11 protein-coding genes are annotated in these 14290 nt (G+C 65.9%); 8 read left to right on the top strand and 3 right to left on the bottom strand.

Features of this window, described 5'->3' with window-relative positions:
- The first annotated feature begins 475 nt into the window (after window positions 1-475).
- From mutM to ACD584_RS21105, 3 genes are all read left to right on the top strand, one after another.
- The gene (mutM, locus tag ACD584_RS21115; RefSeq protein WP_076035852.1) at window positions 476-1291 is read left to right on the top strand and encodes a bifunctional DNA-formamidopyrimidine glycosylase/DNA-(apurinic or apyrimidinic site) lyase; all 816 of its coding nucleotides are present in this window, start codon (window positions 476-478) and stop codon (window positions 1289-1291) included.
- A gap of 493 nt (window positions 1292-1784) precedes the next feature.
- On the top strand, window positions 1785-2903 hold the full coding sequence (locus tag ACD584_RS21110) for a DUF4380 domain-containing protein (protein WP_076035853.1): 1119 nt from the start codon (window positions 1785-1787) through the stop codon (window positions 2901-2903).
- Between the two features lie 68 nt (window positions 2904-2971).
- Window positions 2972-4573, top strand: coding sequence for a glucan biosynthesis protein (locus tag ACD584_RS21105; protein ID WP_076037707.1), 1602 nt, complete (start codon window positions 2972-2974; stop codon window positions 4571-4573).
- A gap of 26 nt (window positions 4574-4599) precedes the next feature.
- Here the strand turns inward: ACD584_RS21105 and ACD584_RS21100 are convergent, their stop codons facing one another.
- Together ACD584_RS21100 and ACD584_RS21095 are read right to left on the bottom strand one after the other, a co-directional pair.
- Window positions 4600-5847 carry a GAF domain-containing protein gene (locus ACD584_RS21100; RefSeq protein WP_070693676.1) on the bottom strand — a complete coding sequence of 416 codons (1248 nt, stop codon included), beginning with the start codon at window positions 5845-5847 and terminating at the stop codon, window positions 4600-4602.
- Window positions 5848-6183: 336 nt separating this feature from the next.
- On the bottom strand, window positions 6184-6813 hold the full coding sequence (locus ACD584_RS21095; RefSeq protein ID WP_076035854.1) for a thymidine kinase: 630 nt from the start codon (window positions 6811-6813) through the stop codon (window positions 6184-6186).
- 131 nt (window positions 6814-6944) lie between these two features.
- On the opposite strand from ACD584_RS21095, the gene ACD584_RS21090 reads away from it, so the two are divergent.
- The 3 genes from ACD584_RS21090 to ACD584_RS21080 all read left to right on the top strand — a co-directional run bounded on the left by ACD584_RS21090 (window position 6945) and on the right by ACD584_RS21080 (window position 10968).
- On the top strand, window positions 6945-8921 hold the full coding sequence (locus tag ACD584_RS21090; protein WP_076035855.1) for a UvrD-helicase domain-containing protein: 1977 nt from the start codon (window positions 6945-6947) through the stop codon (window positions 8919-8921).
- Window positions 8922-9334: 413 nt separating this feature from the next.
- Window positions 9335-9883, top strand: coding sequence for a GNAT family N-acetyltransferase (locus ACD584_RS21085; RefSeq protein WP_175611486.1), 549 nt, complete (start codon window positions 9335-9337; stop codon window positions 9881-9883).
- Window positions 9884-9933: 50 nt separating this feature from the next.
- On the top strand, window positions 9934-10968 hold the full coding sequence (locus tag ACD584_RS21080; RefSeq protein WP_040942126.1) for a DUF4272 domain-containing protein: 1035 nt from the start codon (window positions 9934-9936) through the stop codon (window positions 10966-10968).
- Window positions 10969-11233: 265 nt separating this feature from the next.
- Here ACD584_RS21080 and ACD584_RS21075 read toward each other — a convergent pair whose 3' ends face one another.
- Window positions 11234-11902, bottom strand: coding sequence for a YceH family protein (locus tag ACD584_RS21075; RefSeq protein ID WP_040942125.1), 669 nt, complete (start codon window positions 11900-11902; stop codon window positions 11234-11236).
- A 368-nt stretch (window positions 11903-12270) separates the two neighbouring features.
- Here ACD584_RS21075 and ACD584_RS21070 point away from each other — a divergent pair, with 368 nt between their 5' ends.
- Both ACD584_RS21070 and pyrF read left to right on the top strand, forming a co-directional pair.
- Window positions 12271-13224 (top strand): 5'-nucleotidase, lipoprotein e(P4) family, encoded by a 954-nt coding sequence (locus tag ACD584_RS21070; protein WP_076035858.1) that lies wholly within the window; start codon window positions 12271-12273, stop codon window positions 13222-13224.
- Entirely contained in the window at window positions 13221-13952 is a 732-nt protein-coding gene (pyrF, locus tag ACD584_RS21065) for an orotidine-5'-phosphate decarboxylase (protein WP_076035859.1), read from the top strand. The genes ACD584_RS21070 and pyrF overlap by 4 nt, the downstream gene beginning before the upstream one ends.
- Window positions 13953-14290 lie beyond the last annotated feature (338 nt).

The following is a 14290-nucleotide window of genomic DNA, read 5'->3' as shown; positions in this document are numbered from 1 at the left end:
CTAAAGACAGGACCATCGGCCAGAAGATGGCCATACGTGTACGCGCTCGGTCCTAGCGCTTTAATGCTGGCTGGGCTTGGACACGCTTGCTTTGGTGTTGGTGCGCAGCGTCCAGCGACAGAATGCATGTGGTGAGGCTGCGTGGATTGACTGCTTCTAAGCCGCTTTGCTGCTCAGCCTGACGTTATGCGTAGGCACTATGCGTAAAACATTGGCCTCTTCCGCACCGGGCAATAGGCATTTACTGACACGCTGCTGCGCAGATGAGTGGTGCGCCTAGCAACTGCGATGTCTGAGCACATTCCTGTAGTAGCGGCCACGTGTCTAGATCACTTGGCAGGGCCGGCAGACGGCTGAAATCTGCTGCTGCACGCGGGGACCCAGGTCCGCTCATCCCGCCGCAGCATTTGTGTTTGCCTGCCTGCACCACCATGTGGTGTGCTCCGGTCTGTTGCCGTGTGTCGAGTCGATCTGCATGCCTGAGCTTCCCGAAGTCGAAACCACCTTACGTGGGCTGGCCCCGCATCTGGTGGGGCAACGCATCCATGGCGTGATCCTGCGGCGACCTGACCTACGGTGGCCGATTGCAGAGCAGATCGAACAGTTGCTGCCAGGCGCCACGATTAACGATGTGCGTCGGCGGGCGAAGTATCTGCTGATGGATACCGATGCAGGCGGCAGTGCAGTGCTGCATTTGGGGATGTCGGGCAGCCTGCGGGTTTTGCCGGGCGATACGCCACCACGCGCGCACGACCATGTGGATATCAGCCTGCAGAATGGGCGCGTCCTGCGGTTCAATGACCCACGCCGCTTTGGTTGCCTATTATGGCAGCGCGATAGCGAAACGCATGAGCTGCTGGCCAGCCTTGGGCCCGAACCATTATCTGCCGCATTTACGGGCGATTATCTGCACGCATTGGCACGCGGTCGCCGTGCGGCGGTCAAGGCGTTCTTGATGGACCAGGCGGTGGTGGTCGGCGTTGGCAATATCTATGCGGCAGAAAGCCTGCATCGCGCAGGAATCAGCCCGCTGCGGGAGGCTGGCAAGGTGTCGCTGGAGCGCTATCGACGGCTGGCGGATGCAGTGAAGGAGATTCTGGCCTATGCGATTCAGCGCGGTGGAACCACGCTGCGCGATTTCATCAGCCCGGACGGCGCGCCCGGTTATTTCGAGCAGGAACTGATGGTGTATGGCCGCGAAGGCGAAGCCTGCAAACACTGCGGTCGCGAGTTGAAGCACGCCACAATCGGCCAACGCGCCACGGTGTGGTGTGCGGCTTGCCAGCGCTAGCTGCCTTTCAAACACATACAGTGCGACGGAGCCAGCGTCACTTCATAAGCAGCTACATGCTGCTTTAACGTCGCCGCTTCGCCTCCTCCTGAAATCTGTCGAATCATCGACTGCATCCACTATGTCACTTTGTAAGCCGCTACCTGCGGCATAGACAGAGCAGCGGCTTGCCGCCGCTAATGTCTGTCTGAATCGCGCGACTAAGTTCACCACTGCCACTTTGTAAGTCGCTAGCTAGCCACGGCGTAGACACAGCAGCTTCCAGCTGAGGCCTGTTGGCATTTGCCAAACGCATTCCATCGCATCACTTTGTAAAACCGTCAGCCGATGCATAGATGTGCAGCGACGCTTCCATCTAATGCGTGTCGGCATCGCATCTACGTTTCGCATTATTTGGTGCTTTGCCAGTTGCACCTGCAGACATCGGCAGCGCTCGCTCCCGCAGCGCACTTGCTGGTGTGCTGCGCACCAGCGCGCCACAATTGGCTGATCGATGGATGCGGAGTTGGGCATGGCGAAGGTGATGCGCTTTCCTGTGGTGGCGGTCATGGCGGGACTGCTCGTATTGCCCTCGGCAGGCAGCTGCGCAGACACTGCGGCGCGTAAGACGCCTCCCGCCATCGAACGCCTCACGCTCGGCAACGAGGTGATCGAAGTGACGGCCACGCCGTCGTTTGGAGGGCGCATCTTGGCATTTCAGCTACGGGGCCAGCCGAGCGTGCTCAAGCTCGGTGCGGCAGTGGAACAGCAGCCGGTACCGGAGGTCTCGAGCACTGCAGGCGATATCGCCTACCTGGGGCATGACGTCTGGGTTGGCCCGCAAAGCCACTGGTGGCTGCATCAACAGGTCAATCCGCAACGCAAGGCAGCAGGCGCGGTGTGGCCGCCGGACCCGTATCTCTCGCTGGCGACGACGCGGGCCACAACATATGACGCGACGCAGCTGGTGATGGGCGGCGTGCCCAGCCCGGTGACTGGCGTGCAACTGCGCAAGCGTGTGGCCCTGTCGCCGTCGCGCCCGGACACCATCGACGTGCAGGCCAGTGTCCGCAACATCCGCACCGAGCCGCTCAGCTGGGATCTGTGGTTCAACACGCGTGTGGCTGCAGATACGCGGGTGTTCGTGCCGGTGGCGGACGCGGCCGATCTACGCCTGCAACCGCCCAGCGAGCCCGGTACCGTCGCGCCGCGTTATCAGCTTGAAGGTGGCCTGTTCGTCTTGAGTGCCGACAGGCGCGCGGACACGTTGGTCCAGCGCGGCAAGCTGCTGCTACAGCCGTCCGCCGGCTGGATGGCTGGTTTTGCCGGCACGCAGGTGTTGGTGATCCGCTTTGCGCACCAGCCGAAGGCGCGTATCCATCCCGAACAAGGGCAGGTGGAACTGTATCTGGACGTGCCCCCGCAGCATCCCGAACACGGTCTGCTGGAAATGGAGGTGCATGCGCCGTATCGCACGCTCGCGCCCGGTGCCGACATGCAGGCGCAGGAGCAATGGACGCTGCTGCGCTATACCGGGCCCGACGAGCCGCAGGCGCAGCGGCAATTCCTGTGCAGCAAGGCGCAGGAGCTTGCGTTGACCAATGCCTGCGCTGGTTCAGCTGCAGTACCCTGAGTTCCGCATTCACGTCCATGCCGGGGTGTGGCTATGATGGCGCCCACACCACCGATCAGATCCAGCGCATGCAACGACGCCACTTCCTGAAGAATGCCGCCGCCGCCCTGGCTGCGCTCGGTTTGCCGGCGCTGCCGCAGTGGGCGCTGGCGGCCAAGGCAGTGGGGCTGCGTCGCCTGGGCCAGCCACAGCCGTTCGATTATGCGTGGCTCAAGGGCCAGGCGCGTGCATTGGCCAAGGCACCCTACAAAAGCCATAAGCAGGTGTTGCCTGGCCCGCTGGAATCCTTGAACTGGGATCAGTACCAGTCGATCCGCTACCGCCAGGATCACGCGTTGTGGGCCGACGGCAACGGCAAGTTCCAGGCGAAGTTCTTCCACCTGGGCCTGTACTTCCACACCCCGGTGCACATCTACGACATCGTCGATGGCAAGGCGCAGCAGCTGGCGTACGACCCGGCGGCGTTCGATTACGGCCGCAGCGGCCTGGGTGGCAAACAGCTGCCCAAGGACCTGGGGTTTGCCGGCTTCCGGCTCAACACGCGCAAGGATACCGACCGCGATTTCTCCGCGTTTCTGGGGGCGAGCTACTTCCGTGCGGTGGGCAAGGAAGGCCAGTACGGGCAATCGGCGCGCGGGCTGGCGATCGATACCGGCACCGGTGGGCCGGAAGAATTTCCCGATTTCATCGCCTATTACCTGGAACAGCCGGCCGACGATTCGGACACGGTGGTGGTCTACGGCTTGCTGGATTCGCCCAGCGTGTCCGGCGCATACCGCTTTGCCATCACCAATGGCGAGGTACTGGTGATGGATATCGACAGTGCGTTGTATCCGCGCAAGGCGATCGAGCGGCTGGGCATCGGCCCGTGCACGAGCATGTACCAGACCGGCGAGAACGACCGCCGCATGGACTGGGACTGGCGCCCGGAAATCCACGATACCGATGGCCTGGCGATGTGGACCGGCGGCGGCGAGTGGATCTGGCGGCCGCTATGCAATCCGCCGCACCTGCGTTTCAACATGTTCGTGGACGAGAACCCGCGCGGCTTTGGCTTGCTGCAGCGCGATCGCAATTTCGATCATTACCAGGACGACGGCGTGTTCTATGAGAAGCGCCCGTGCCTGTGGGTGGAGCCCAAGAGCGGCTGGGGCAAGGGCTCGGTGCAGTTGGTGGAGATCCCCACCGTGGACGAGACCTTCGACAACATCGTGGCGTTCTGGAACCCGCAGGCCAAGCCGCAGCCGGGGCAGGAGCTATTGATGGGGTACCGCTTGTACTGGGGCGCGCACCCGCCGGCCAGTTCGCCGCTGGCGCAGTGCGTGGCCACGCGCACCGGGCTGGGCGGCATCGTGGGCCAGAAACGCAGCCATTTCTCCTGGCGCTTTGCGGTGGATTTTGCTGGCGGTGAACTGGCTGCGCTCGCCAAGGACCCCAAGGCCAAGGTCGAAGCGGTGCTGCAGGTGTCGCGCGGCACCACCGAGATCGTCTCGGCGCGGCCACTGCACGAACTCAAGGGCTACCGGGCGATGTTCGACCTGGTGCCGCCGGATGAGGGCACCCAGCAGATCGACATCCGTCTGTTCCTGCGCGCCAACGGTAAGCCGTTGACCGAAACCTGGCTGTACCAGTGGACGCCGCCGCCGGTGAGCGAACGCAAGATCTACTGACCTGCGTTGCCCGGACCTGGCCGTGCTTAGCCCGGGGCCGAGCGGTTGTCGACCAGCTGCATCCGTGCACGTGGGCGCTGGCAGGCCAGCTCCACGTGGAAGCAGGTGCCGTCCTTGCCGCTGGTGATGCGCAGCTCGCCTTGATGGGCCTGCGCGATCTGTGCGGCCATGTGCAGGCCCAGGTCGACCTCGGGCAGGGCACGCCCGGCGGTATGCACATGCGTGGAGGCATGCAGGACGTCCAGCCGGCGTGGTTCGATGCCGTCCAGGTTGCAGACTTCGATGCGCAGCCGGCCCTGTTCGGTAACCGCGATGGCCTTGATCAGCGAACTCTGCTGGCCTTGCACCACTGCGTTGATCATCAGGCTGCCGAACATCTGCGCCAGCCGGATGGCATCGCCATGCACCGGTTCGTCGATGGCCACGTGCGCGGAAAGCACCTGGTTGGGATAGGCGGCGCGGGTTTCGTCCACCACCTGCGAGAGCGCATCGAGCAGGTCGCTGCCGTTGCCATAGTCCAGCTGCAGCCAGTCGCGTTCGATGCCGCGGGCGAAATCGCTGGCGAAGTCGATCAACTCTTCCATGCGCCGCAGGCTGCGCTGTAGCGAGCGGATGGCGCCGCCCTGGCGCTGGCTGAGTTGGTCGATGGACAGCATGTCCACCACCGCATGCATCGATTGCAGCGGGTTGCGCAGGTCGTGGCCGAGGATGCCGATGAACTCTTCGCGCAGCCGCGCCGAGGCGCCGACCCGTCCGAGTTCGCTGCGGGCTTGCCGCGATTCCAGCGCGCTCTGTTCGGCGCGGAGTTCGGCCTGGATCTGCGCGCCCAGCAATTGCGCGAGCAGTTCGATCTTCTCCACCAGCGGCGCATCCATCACGCGCGGCTCCGGATCCAGCGCGCACAAGGTGCCGAACACGCTGCCGTCGTCGAGACGGATCGGCACCGACACATAGCTCTCGAAGCCATACAACTTGGGCGAGGGATGGTCGCGGTAGACCGGGTGCTGCGAGGCATGGCCAAACGACACCGCCTGGTTACGCAGGCGCACGCCATCGCAGAACGTGGTGGCCAGCGGCAGTTCGTCGCCGGGCTGCAGACCGAAGGCGAGCGTGTCCTGCACCTGGCAGGTGACCCAGCGCGCATCGGTGACCCGGGCAACCGCGGCAAAGCGCATGCCGGTGAGGCGGGTGAGGATGGTCAGTACATCGGGGACCGACGACAGCCGGCCGACACGCGCGACATCGGCGTGCAATTCGGGAGGAAGCTGACCCATGCGTTTCTTCCCGGACCGTGATGCGCGCAGTTTACAGGAGCCCGGTTGCGTCCGGTTGCGAGGGCGCGGCGTTGCCGGCGCAATTGCGTGTGGTGGTCTGACGATTGGTATAACGCGCTGATACAGCGGTATGTCGCCTGCTGATGGCTGACCTGTTGGCAGCTACCGATGCTGCGGTGTGGAGCCTGCACGCGCGCCACCTGGCACGCGCGCCTGCATCGGCAGCGGCAGCGCGGAAAGGCGATCGCCGCCAGCAAGGTTGCAGACTTCGTGTCCCTATCCAACGCACCACGATCCCGGCACCCGCCCGGCGTGCGCGTCGTGGCGAAGCGCGACTTACGCCAGCGGCAACGGCAACGCGATCTGCAGCGGGTCGATCCGGCCTTCGCCACGCATGATCTTCTTGAACTCGGCGCGGCTGACCGAGACATAGCGCTCGTTGCCGCCGATCTCCACCTGTGGGCCGTCCTGCACCGCATGCCCCTGTGCGTCCACGCGCACGGTCATGGTGGCCTTGCTGCCGCTGTGACAGATGGTCTTGATCTCTTCCAGCTCATCGGCCCAGGCCAGCAGGAACTGGCTGCCTTCGAACAGCTCGCCGCGGAAATCGGTCCGCAACCCGTAGCAGAGCACCGGGATGCGCAGGCGGTCGACCACCTCGCTCAGCTGCCAGACCTGCGCGCGGCTGAGGAACTGCGCCTCGTCGACCAGCACACAGTGCAGCGGGCCGTGCGCGGCAATGTCGCGCTCGATCAGCTGCAGCAACTCGGTCTGGCGGTCGAAGGTCTGCCCATCGGCGCGCAAGCCGATGCGCGAGGCGACCACGCCGCTGCCGGCGCGGTGATCGAGCTTGGGCGTGAGGATGGACGTGCGCATACCCCGCTCGCGGTAGTTGTGCGCCGACTGCAGCAAGGTGGTGGTCTTCCCGGCATTCATTGCCGAGTAGTAGAAATAGAGCTTGGCCATCGGGGGATTTTACCGGGCCGGGCCAGCGGCTGCCGGGTCAGGTGCGCGGCGCCGGTGTAGCTGCATGAACCGGCCGCGGCGGACCGCCCGCAGCCGCGCCGGTACAATGGCCCGCTCTGTTGGAAGTCCCTATGCACGGTCTCAATCCCCCGCAAAGCGCTGCCGTCCTGCACTGCGAAGGTCCCCTGTTGGTGCTGGCCGGTGCCGGCAGCGGCAAGACGCGCGTGATCGTGGAGAAGATCGCGCATTTGATCGCCATCGGCCGTTATCCGGCCAAGCGCATCGCCGCGATCACCTTTACCAACAAGTCGGCCAAGGAAATGCGCGAGCGTGTGGCCAAGCGTATCCGTGGCGACGGGGCCGACGGGCTGACCATCTGTACCTTCCACGCGCTGGGGTTGAAGTTCCTGCAGATCGAGCATGCCGCGGCCGGGTTGAAGCGCGGGTTTTCGATCTTCGATTCCGACGATGCGGCCGCGCAGATCAAGGACCTGATGCATGGGGCCAAGCCCGATGCGATCGAAGACGCCAAGAGCCTGATTTCGCGGGCCAAGAACGCCGGCATGTCGCCCGAGCAGGCGATGGCTGCGGCGCGCAGCAACCGCGAGAAGGAAGCGGCCAGCCTGTATGAGCGCTACCAGGCGCGGCTGACCACCTTCAACGCGGTGGACTTCGATGACCTGATCCGCCTGCCGGTGCAGATCCTGGAGGCCAACGAAGAGATCGTGATGGGCTGGCGCGAACGCATCGGCTACCTGCTGGTCGACGAGTGCCAGGACACCAACGATGCGCAGTACCGGCTGCTGAAGATGCTGGCCGGGCCGCGCGGCAACTTTACCTGCGTGGGCGACGACGACCAGAGCATCTACGCCTGGCGTGGCGCCAACCCGGAAAACCTGCAGCAGATGGGGCGCGACTACCCGGCGCTGGAAATCATCAAGCTGGAGCAGAACTACCGTTGCTCCAACCGCGTGCTGCGTGCGGCCAATGCCTTGATCGCGCACAACCCGCACGAGCACTTGAAGACCCTGTGGAGCGACCAGGCCGACGGTGAGCGCATTCGCGTGTGGGAGTGCCGCGACAGCGAGCACGAAGCGGAAAAAGTGGCCGCCGAGATTTCGTTCCTGGGCACGGCCAAGCAGGTGCCGTGGAGTGATTTCTGCATCCTGTTCCGTGGCAACTTCCAGTCGCGGCCACTGGAAAAGGCGCTGCAGTTGCTGCGTGTGCCGTACCACCTCACCGGCGGCACCGCGTTTTTGGAGCGGCAGGAGGTCAAGGACGTGTTGTCGTGGTTGCGGCTGATCGTCAATCCCGAAGACGACGCCGCGTTCTTGCGTGCGGTGCAGTCGCCCAAGCGCGAAGTCGGTGCGACCTCGCTGGCGCGATTGGCCGAACTGGCCAGTGCCAAGTCGGTGCCGATGTCGCGCGCGGCCGAATCGATGGGCGCGCTGCAGCACTTGCCGCCGCGTGCGGCCAACGGCCTGAGCGCATTTACCGACATCCTGCGCGATATGCGCGAGCATTCGGCCACGCTGCCGGCCGGCGAATTGGTGCGCACCTTGGCCGACAAGTCCGGCCTGCTCAACGACCTGCGCAATCAGTCCAAGGACGAAGCCGGGTTCCAGCGCCGCAAGCGCAACCTCGATGAGCTGGCCGAATGGTTCGAAGGCGGCCCGCGTGGCGCCAGCGCCAGCGATCTGGCGGCGCAGTTGGCGCTGCTGTCGCGTAACGACAAGGACGACGGCGGCAACCAGGTGCGCATGATGACCATGCATGCGTCCAAGGGCCTGGAATTCCGCTACGTGTTCATCGTTGGCTGCGAGGACGGCGTGCTGCCGCACGAGGTCAGCCTGGAAGAAGGCAACCTGCAGGAAGAGCGGCGCTTGTTGTACGTGGGCATTACCCGCGCCAAGCAGCAGTTGTGGATGAGCTACAGCAAGTTGACGCGCAAGTTCGGCGAGCATGTGCGACTGAAGCCGAGCCGCTTCTTCGACGAGATTCCGGCGGCCGAACTGCAACGCGACGGCGCCGACCCGGTGGCCGATGCCGAACGCAAGAAGGAACGCGCCAACGCGGGGCTGGCGGCGATCCAGGCGTTGTTCGACTAACGCACGCTGACAACACGTGCGTGTGAGAGGCGGTAGGGCGCTGATCGGCGCCGATGCGCATCGCTTGCACGATGAGTCCCGGGGGTTTCAAGCAGCGAGCTGATGCGCCGTGTTTGCGCGTGCTGCACGCGTCTGGAATCCCGCAGCATCTGGTCGCATGCGTGCTGCGGCGGACGCCTTCTCAACCATGGCAACGATGCAGGCACTCTCGGTCGTGCGCATAGCACGCGATCGCGGTGCTATGCGTGCCAACTGCAACGAGTGGACCGAGGTGTGCAGCAATTGTCGTGTGGCATTTGTTGATGCTTATCGCCAGGCGGTTTTGCCTTGCAAGCAAACGCCTGCCACCCCACGACGCTGCGCCCGCACAGGCTTGCCACTGAGGCATCTGCACGGCAGGCTGGGTGTTCCTGATGCCGGAGCACACCGTGACCGTGGTGATCGAAACCCCGCGCCTGCGCTTGCGGACGCTTGATGCCGAACGCGACGCCGACGCGATGCTGGCGTTGGTCAACGACCCCGCTTTCATCGCCGGCATCAACGATCGTGGTGTGCGGACCCGCGAGCAGGCGCGCGCGCACCTGCGCGAGTGGGCGCAGGCGCATCAGGAGCGCCACGGGTTCGCGCACTGGGCGGTTGAAACGCGTGACGAAGGCGCCTTCGCAGGCACCCTGGGGTTGTTGTGCCGCGACACCTTGCCGGTGCCGCATATCGGCTTTGCGCTGTTGCCGGATTATCGCGGCAAGGGCTATGTGCGCGAGGCCGGGCATGCCGTGCTGAGGTATGCGCGCGATGTGCTGCGGCTGCCGCAGCTGTGCGCGATCGTGTCGCCCGACAACAGCGATTCGATTCGTGCGCTGGAACAACTCGGGCTGCAGCGGCAGGGGCTGCGGGTGCTGAGTCCGGGCACCGAGGAAGTGCTCTATTACGTGATCGATCTTGGCCCTGGCGTGGACAGCTGAGCTGGCCTGCGGCACGCTGCCGGCCTGTCTTGCCGCCAAAAGGACGCGTCATGCCGTTGTTGGTCAATGCCTATTCCACGCTGCGCGATCCCGTGTGGCCGGATTTTCTGCCGCAGGCTGCGGTGCAGCACCGCGACCACACCGACCCGGAGTTGACCAACCATCTGCACGGGTTTGTCGGCTATGTGAGCCAGGCCGGCGATGGCCAGATGACGCAGGCGCGCTATCACCTGATGCGCCACGTGCAGCGGGTGCGCCAGCAGTTCACCTTCGAGGTGGACGATGCTGCCTTCGGTGCGTTGGCCACGTGGGCCGAGCAGGCCAACGCGGTGTGCTTCCTGGCCGATGGCAGCGTGCGCGACCCGCACGGGCACGTGCTGCTGAGCCAGGGCGAGCCGCCGCTCGATGACGATGCGCAGGTGCCGTATCCGCCGGACGCGCTGGAGCGCCGCGCGCGGCAGCAGGATCAGTTGGCCGTGCTGGGGATCCGCGTGCCGCCCAGCCTGCCACCGGTGCCCGGCGAGGCCGAAGCCCGGGTGCGCGATGCCACAGCCGTGGCCGAGCGCATGCGCGCGCTGTTTGCGGTGGCGCTGCGTGCAGAGATCCTGGCCGCAGGCGATCCACCGCCGTCGCTTGCCGAAATGGGCGCGCGGCTGCCGGGCCTGGCGGCCGCGCTGTCACCGCAGGAACTGGAATTTTTCGAGCAGGCGCAGCCGGATCCGCAGCAGCTGGCCAACTTCGGCTGGCGCTACGAAAGCCTGGCGACGCTGCAATGGGCGGCGGGCATGACCGACACGCTGCCGCTGCCAACCGATCTGTGCGATGTGCCTGGCGTGGCCCGGCGCGCGCTGGAGCACGCCGAGGCGCACACGCCGCCGGCGCTGGCGTTGCGCCCGCTGCCGGAGCTGCTGGATGCGCTGGACCGGCACCTGCGCCTGCACTGGGCAGTGCGCCAGGCCGGGCAGTCCAAGCAGCCGGTGCCGGCCGGCGTCGTGCCCGGCGTGGTCTACGAGCGGCACTACGCGCTCAACTGGCTGCTGCATTTCGAAGATGCAGCCTGGGACGAGGTGGATACGCCGACCTGAGGGCGTGTTCCGCGGGTAGCGGTTTGTGACGGCGCTGCCATAGCGCCCCGCTGGTACTCCATCGCGCGTGCCGGCTGGAGTGCGGCAAGCAGTTTGGCTGCCCTGCTGCGGGCTGGTGCGCATGTGCCCAAAGCCGCCAGTTACCCTTAGGTGGCAGGCGGGTCTGCAAACGGCCAGGGCTGCACTTCAGCCGATCTGTCGCCGGCTAAGCGGCGTCTCGCTCCGAGGCCGCCACAAAACCGGCCACGCGCGACCTGCACTCTCCTCAGGCGCCAGCCGCATCCAGGCGTGCCTGTAGCGCGCTCAGCGCGTCCTGCAGCTCGGCCACGGTGGTTTCCAGGCTGAGCACGCGGGCTTCCAGCTCGCTGCTGTCGGCGCCGCTGCGGGCGCTCGGCGCCGCACGTGCGGCGGCGGCCTGCAGCGCCTCAAGGTCCAGCTCGCCGCTGAGCAGATGCGCGTAGCGGTCTTCGCGCTGGCCACTGGCGCGCGGCAGCTGCACGGCCAGGCCCCGCTGGATCAGCCGTTCCAGGTGATGGCGCACATCGTCGCTGTCGTTGAAGCGGGCCAGCCGCTCGCTGCGCGCAAACAGTTCGCCCAGCGTCTGCGGGCCACGCAACAGCAGCAGGCCGATGACCGCGACCTGTTGCCGGGTCAGGTCCAGTGCGCTGCCCAGCCTGTGTTCGTAGCGCTCGGCCCGCGAGGAAAACTGCTGGCGCACCAGGCCCAGGGTTTCCAGCTGGCGCAGCGCGTGATGCACCACGCCAGTCTGCAGGGTGAGCACCGGCTCGCGCGCGGTCTTCTGGTTGGCGGCCACCTGGGCGGCGTTGACGGTGAGCGGGTAGGCGTCCGGTGTGGTCGCTTCCTTCTCGATCAGGCAGCCGAGCACGCGGGCCTGGGCGGTATCGAGAACGGGCGTGGGCAATGTCTCTGTCATGCGGCGACTCCTGGGCGATCAGCCCGCAAGGATATGCCGATCCCGTGCCGGCGTTTTGCGCATCGTTCGCCGCGACGCTGCCGCCTTGCATGGCTGTACGGTGCGTCGTGGTTGCGTCAGCCGCCGCTGTCCGTGCGGCCCGCAGCGTCTACGTGCAGATGGATGGCAGGAGACGGCAGAAGGCTTGCGCACGCTGCGGGCCGCATGCCAACCAGGCGCACCGTGGTTGAAAGCGAGAAACCGCCTCGCCGCGTGCACGCCGCAAGACCCACCAGACATGAGGGGCGGCGCGCACGCTGCAGCCGCGGAGCAGGGCGCCACCACGCGAACCGGCTAAAATTGCGCGCTTCATTGCCGTTCCTGTCCTGGTGGATGCCATGCGCCCCTCGCTTCACGCACCGATGTCCCTGCTTGCCTGCGCCGTGCTGGCGCTGTCGGCCTGCAAGCCCACTCATGAAGAGACGGCGCAGCGCGCGCAAGCCGCTGCCGTGTCTGCCAATGCCGCCGCCAGCGCTGCTGCGGCCAAGCCGGCGGCAACAGCCGGCGCGCCCGCCGGCGATGACAACCTCAATGCGGTGCTGTGGATGCAGCGTTCGGAGGAATACCGCGCCGTGGCCGAGCAAACCTACCGCTCCGCAGCCGAGACCCTCGACGCTGCGCTCAAGCAGTCCAACTGGGACGCGCTGGTGCCCGAAGAACGCGGCAATGCCGCCACCGGACTGAAGCCGGCGATGGTGCTGGATGTGGACGAGACCGTGCTGGACAACTCGCCGTACCAGGCGCGCCTGGTGCGCGATGGCAAGGAATACGACGAACTGAGCTGGGACCAGTGGGTGGCCGAAAAGAAGGCCAAGCCGATCCCGGGCGTGGTCGATTTCGCCAAGGCGGCCAACGCCCGCGGCATCACCCTGATCTACATCTCCAACCGCGCCGTGCACCTCAAGGACGCCACCCTGGCCAACCTGCGCAGCGCCGGGCTGCCGGTGGCCGATGACAGCGTCTTCCTGGGCCTGGGCACGGTGGTGCCCGGCTGCGAGCAGAATGGCAGCGAGAAGAATTGCCGCCGCCTGGCTGGCGAGAAGTACCGCGTGCTGATGCAGTTCGGCGACCAGCTCGGCGACTTCGTGCAGGTCACCGCCAATACCGGCACTGCCCGCGGCGCGCTGTTGCAGCAGTACCACGACTGGTTCGGCGAGCGCTGGTGGATGCTGCCCAACCCCAGCTACGGTGGCTGGGAGCCGGCCCAGTTCAACAACGATTATTCGCAACCCTGGCAGACCCGCCACGACGCCAAGCGCGCCGCACTGGAGCTCGCACGATGAACCGTCCCCCGTTACCGCTGGCCGCGCACGAGCGGCTGATCTTTGCGCTGGATGTGCCCGGCCATGACGAGGCCATCGCCTGGGTGGACCGTTTGGGCGAGTCGGTGGCGTTCTACAAGATCGGCATGGAATTGCTGGCGTCGGGCGAGTACTTCCACGTGCTCGATGCGCTGGCCAAGCGCAACAAGCGCGTGTTCGTCGACCTGAAGTTCTTCGACATTCCCGCCACCGTCGCCGGCACCATTCGCCGCCTGGCGCAATGGCCGGTGAGCTATTGCACCGTGCACGGCTGGCACGCCGGCATGCTCGAAGCCGCCGCTGCGGCCAACCAGGGCGACATGCGCCTGCTGGCAGTGACCGTGCTGACCTCGATGGGCCGGCCGGACCTGGCCGCGATGGGCATCGACCGCGAGCCGGTCGACGTGGTGGTGGAGCGCGCGCTGGCCGCCCAGGCCGCCGGCATCGACGGCGTCATCGCCTCCGGCCAGGAAGCAGGCATGATCCGCCGCGCTACCGGCCCGGCGTTTTCCATCGTCTGCCCCGGTATCCGCCCCGGCGGCCCGGTCGGCGACGACCAGCAGCGCACCGTGGGCGTGGCGCAGGCCTTCGCCGATGGCGCCGATGCCATCGTGGTCGGCCGCCCGATCCGCCTGGCCAACGACCCCGCCGCCGCCGCCGCCGCCATCCAGGCCGAAATCCGCGCGGCCGTGGTGCAGCATCGGGATTGAGGCTGCCGCGCGGCACATTCGATGCCGAGCAAAATCAACTAGTTAGGCGTCCATCTTTAAAGTGTTGCTTTAACGTTAAAGTCGACGTACGATGCCGGCGTCCGATGTCAGTCGGAAGTTGTGCCACGCATTGTCCACCGGGCTTGTCCCGGTTTTTGAAGGGATCGGGCCTTGTGCCCGATCCTTTTTTTTGACCGGTGGCCGGGCGGCCGCCAGCCATCAAGCGAAGCTACGTGGGAACTGACGCCCAAGTCATCGCGCCTGGGACGCGTCCGCGCCGCGCTGCTCGCTGGCGGCCAGCCATGCCTGATGCGGTGCAGCTTCGGGATGGTCTCAAG

It is taken from the genome of Xanthomonas sp. NCPPB 2922 (genome assembly GCF_041520885.1).
Taxonomy (GTDB): Bacteria; Pseudomonadota; Gammaproteobacteria; order Xanthomonadales; family Xanthomonadaceae; genus Xanthomonas; species Xanthomonas campestris.
Note: the sequence above shows the minus strand (reverse complement) of the source record. Positions and strands in the feature narration are given on the sequence as shown.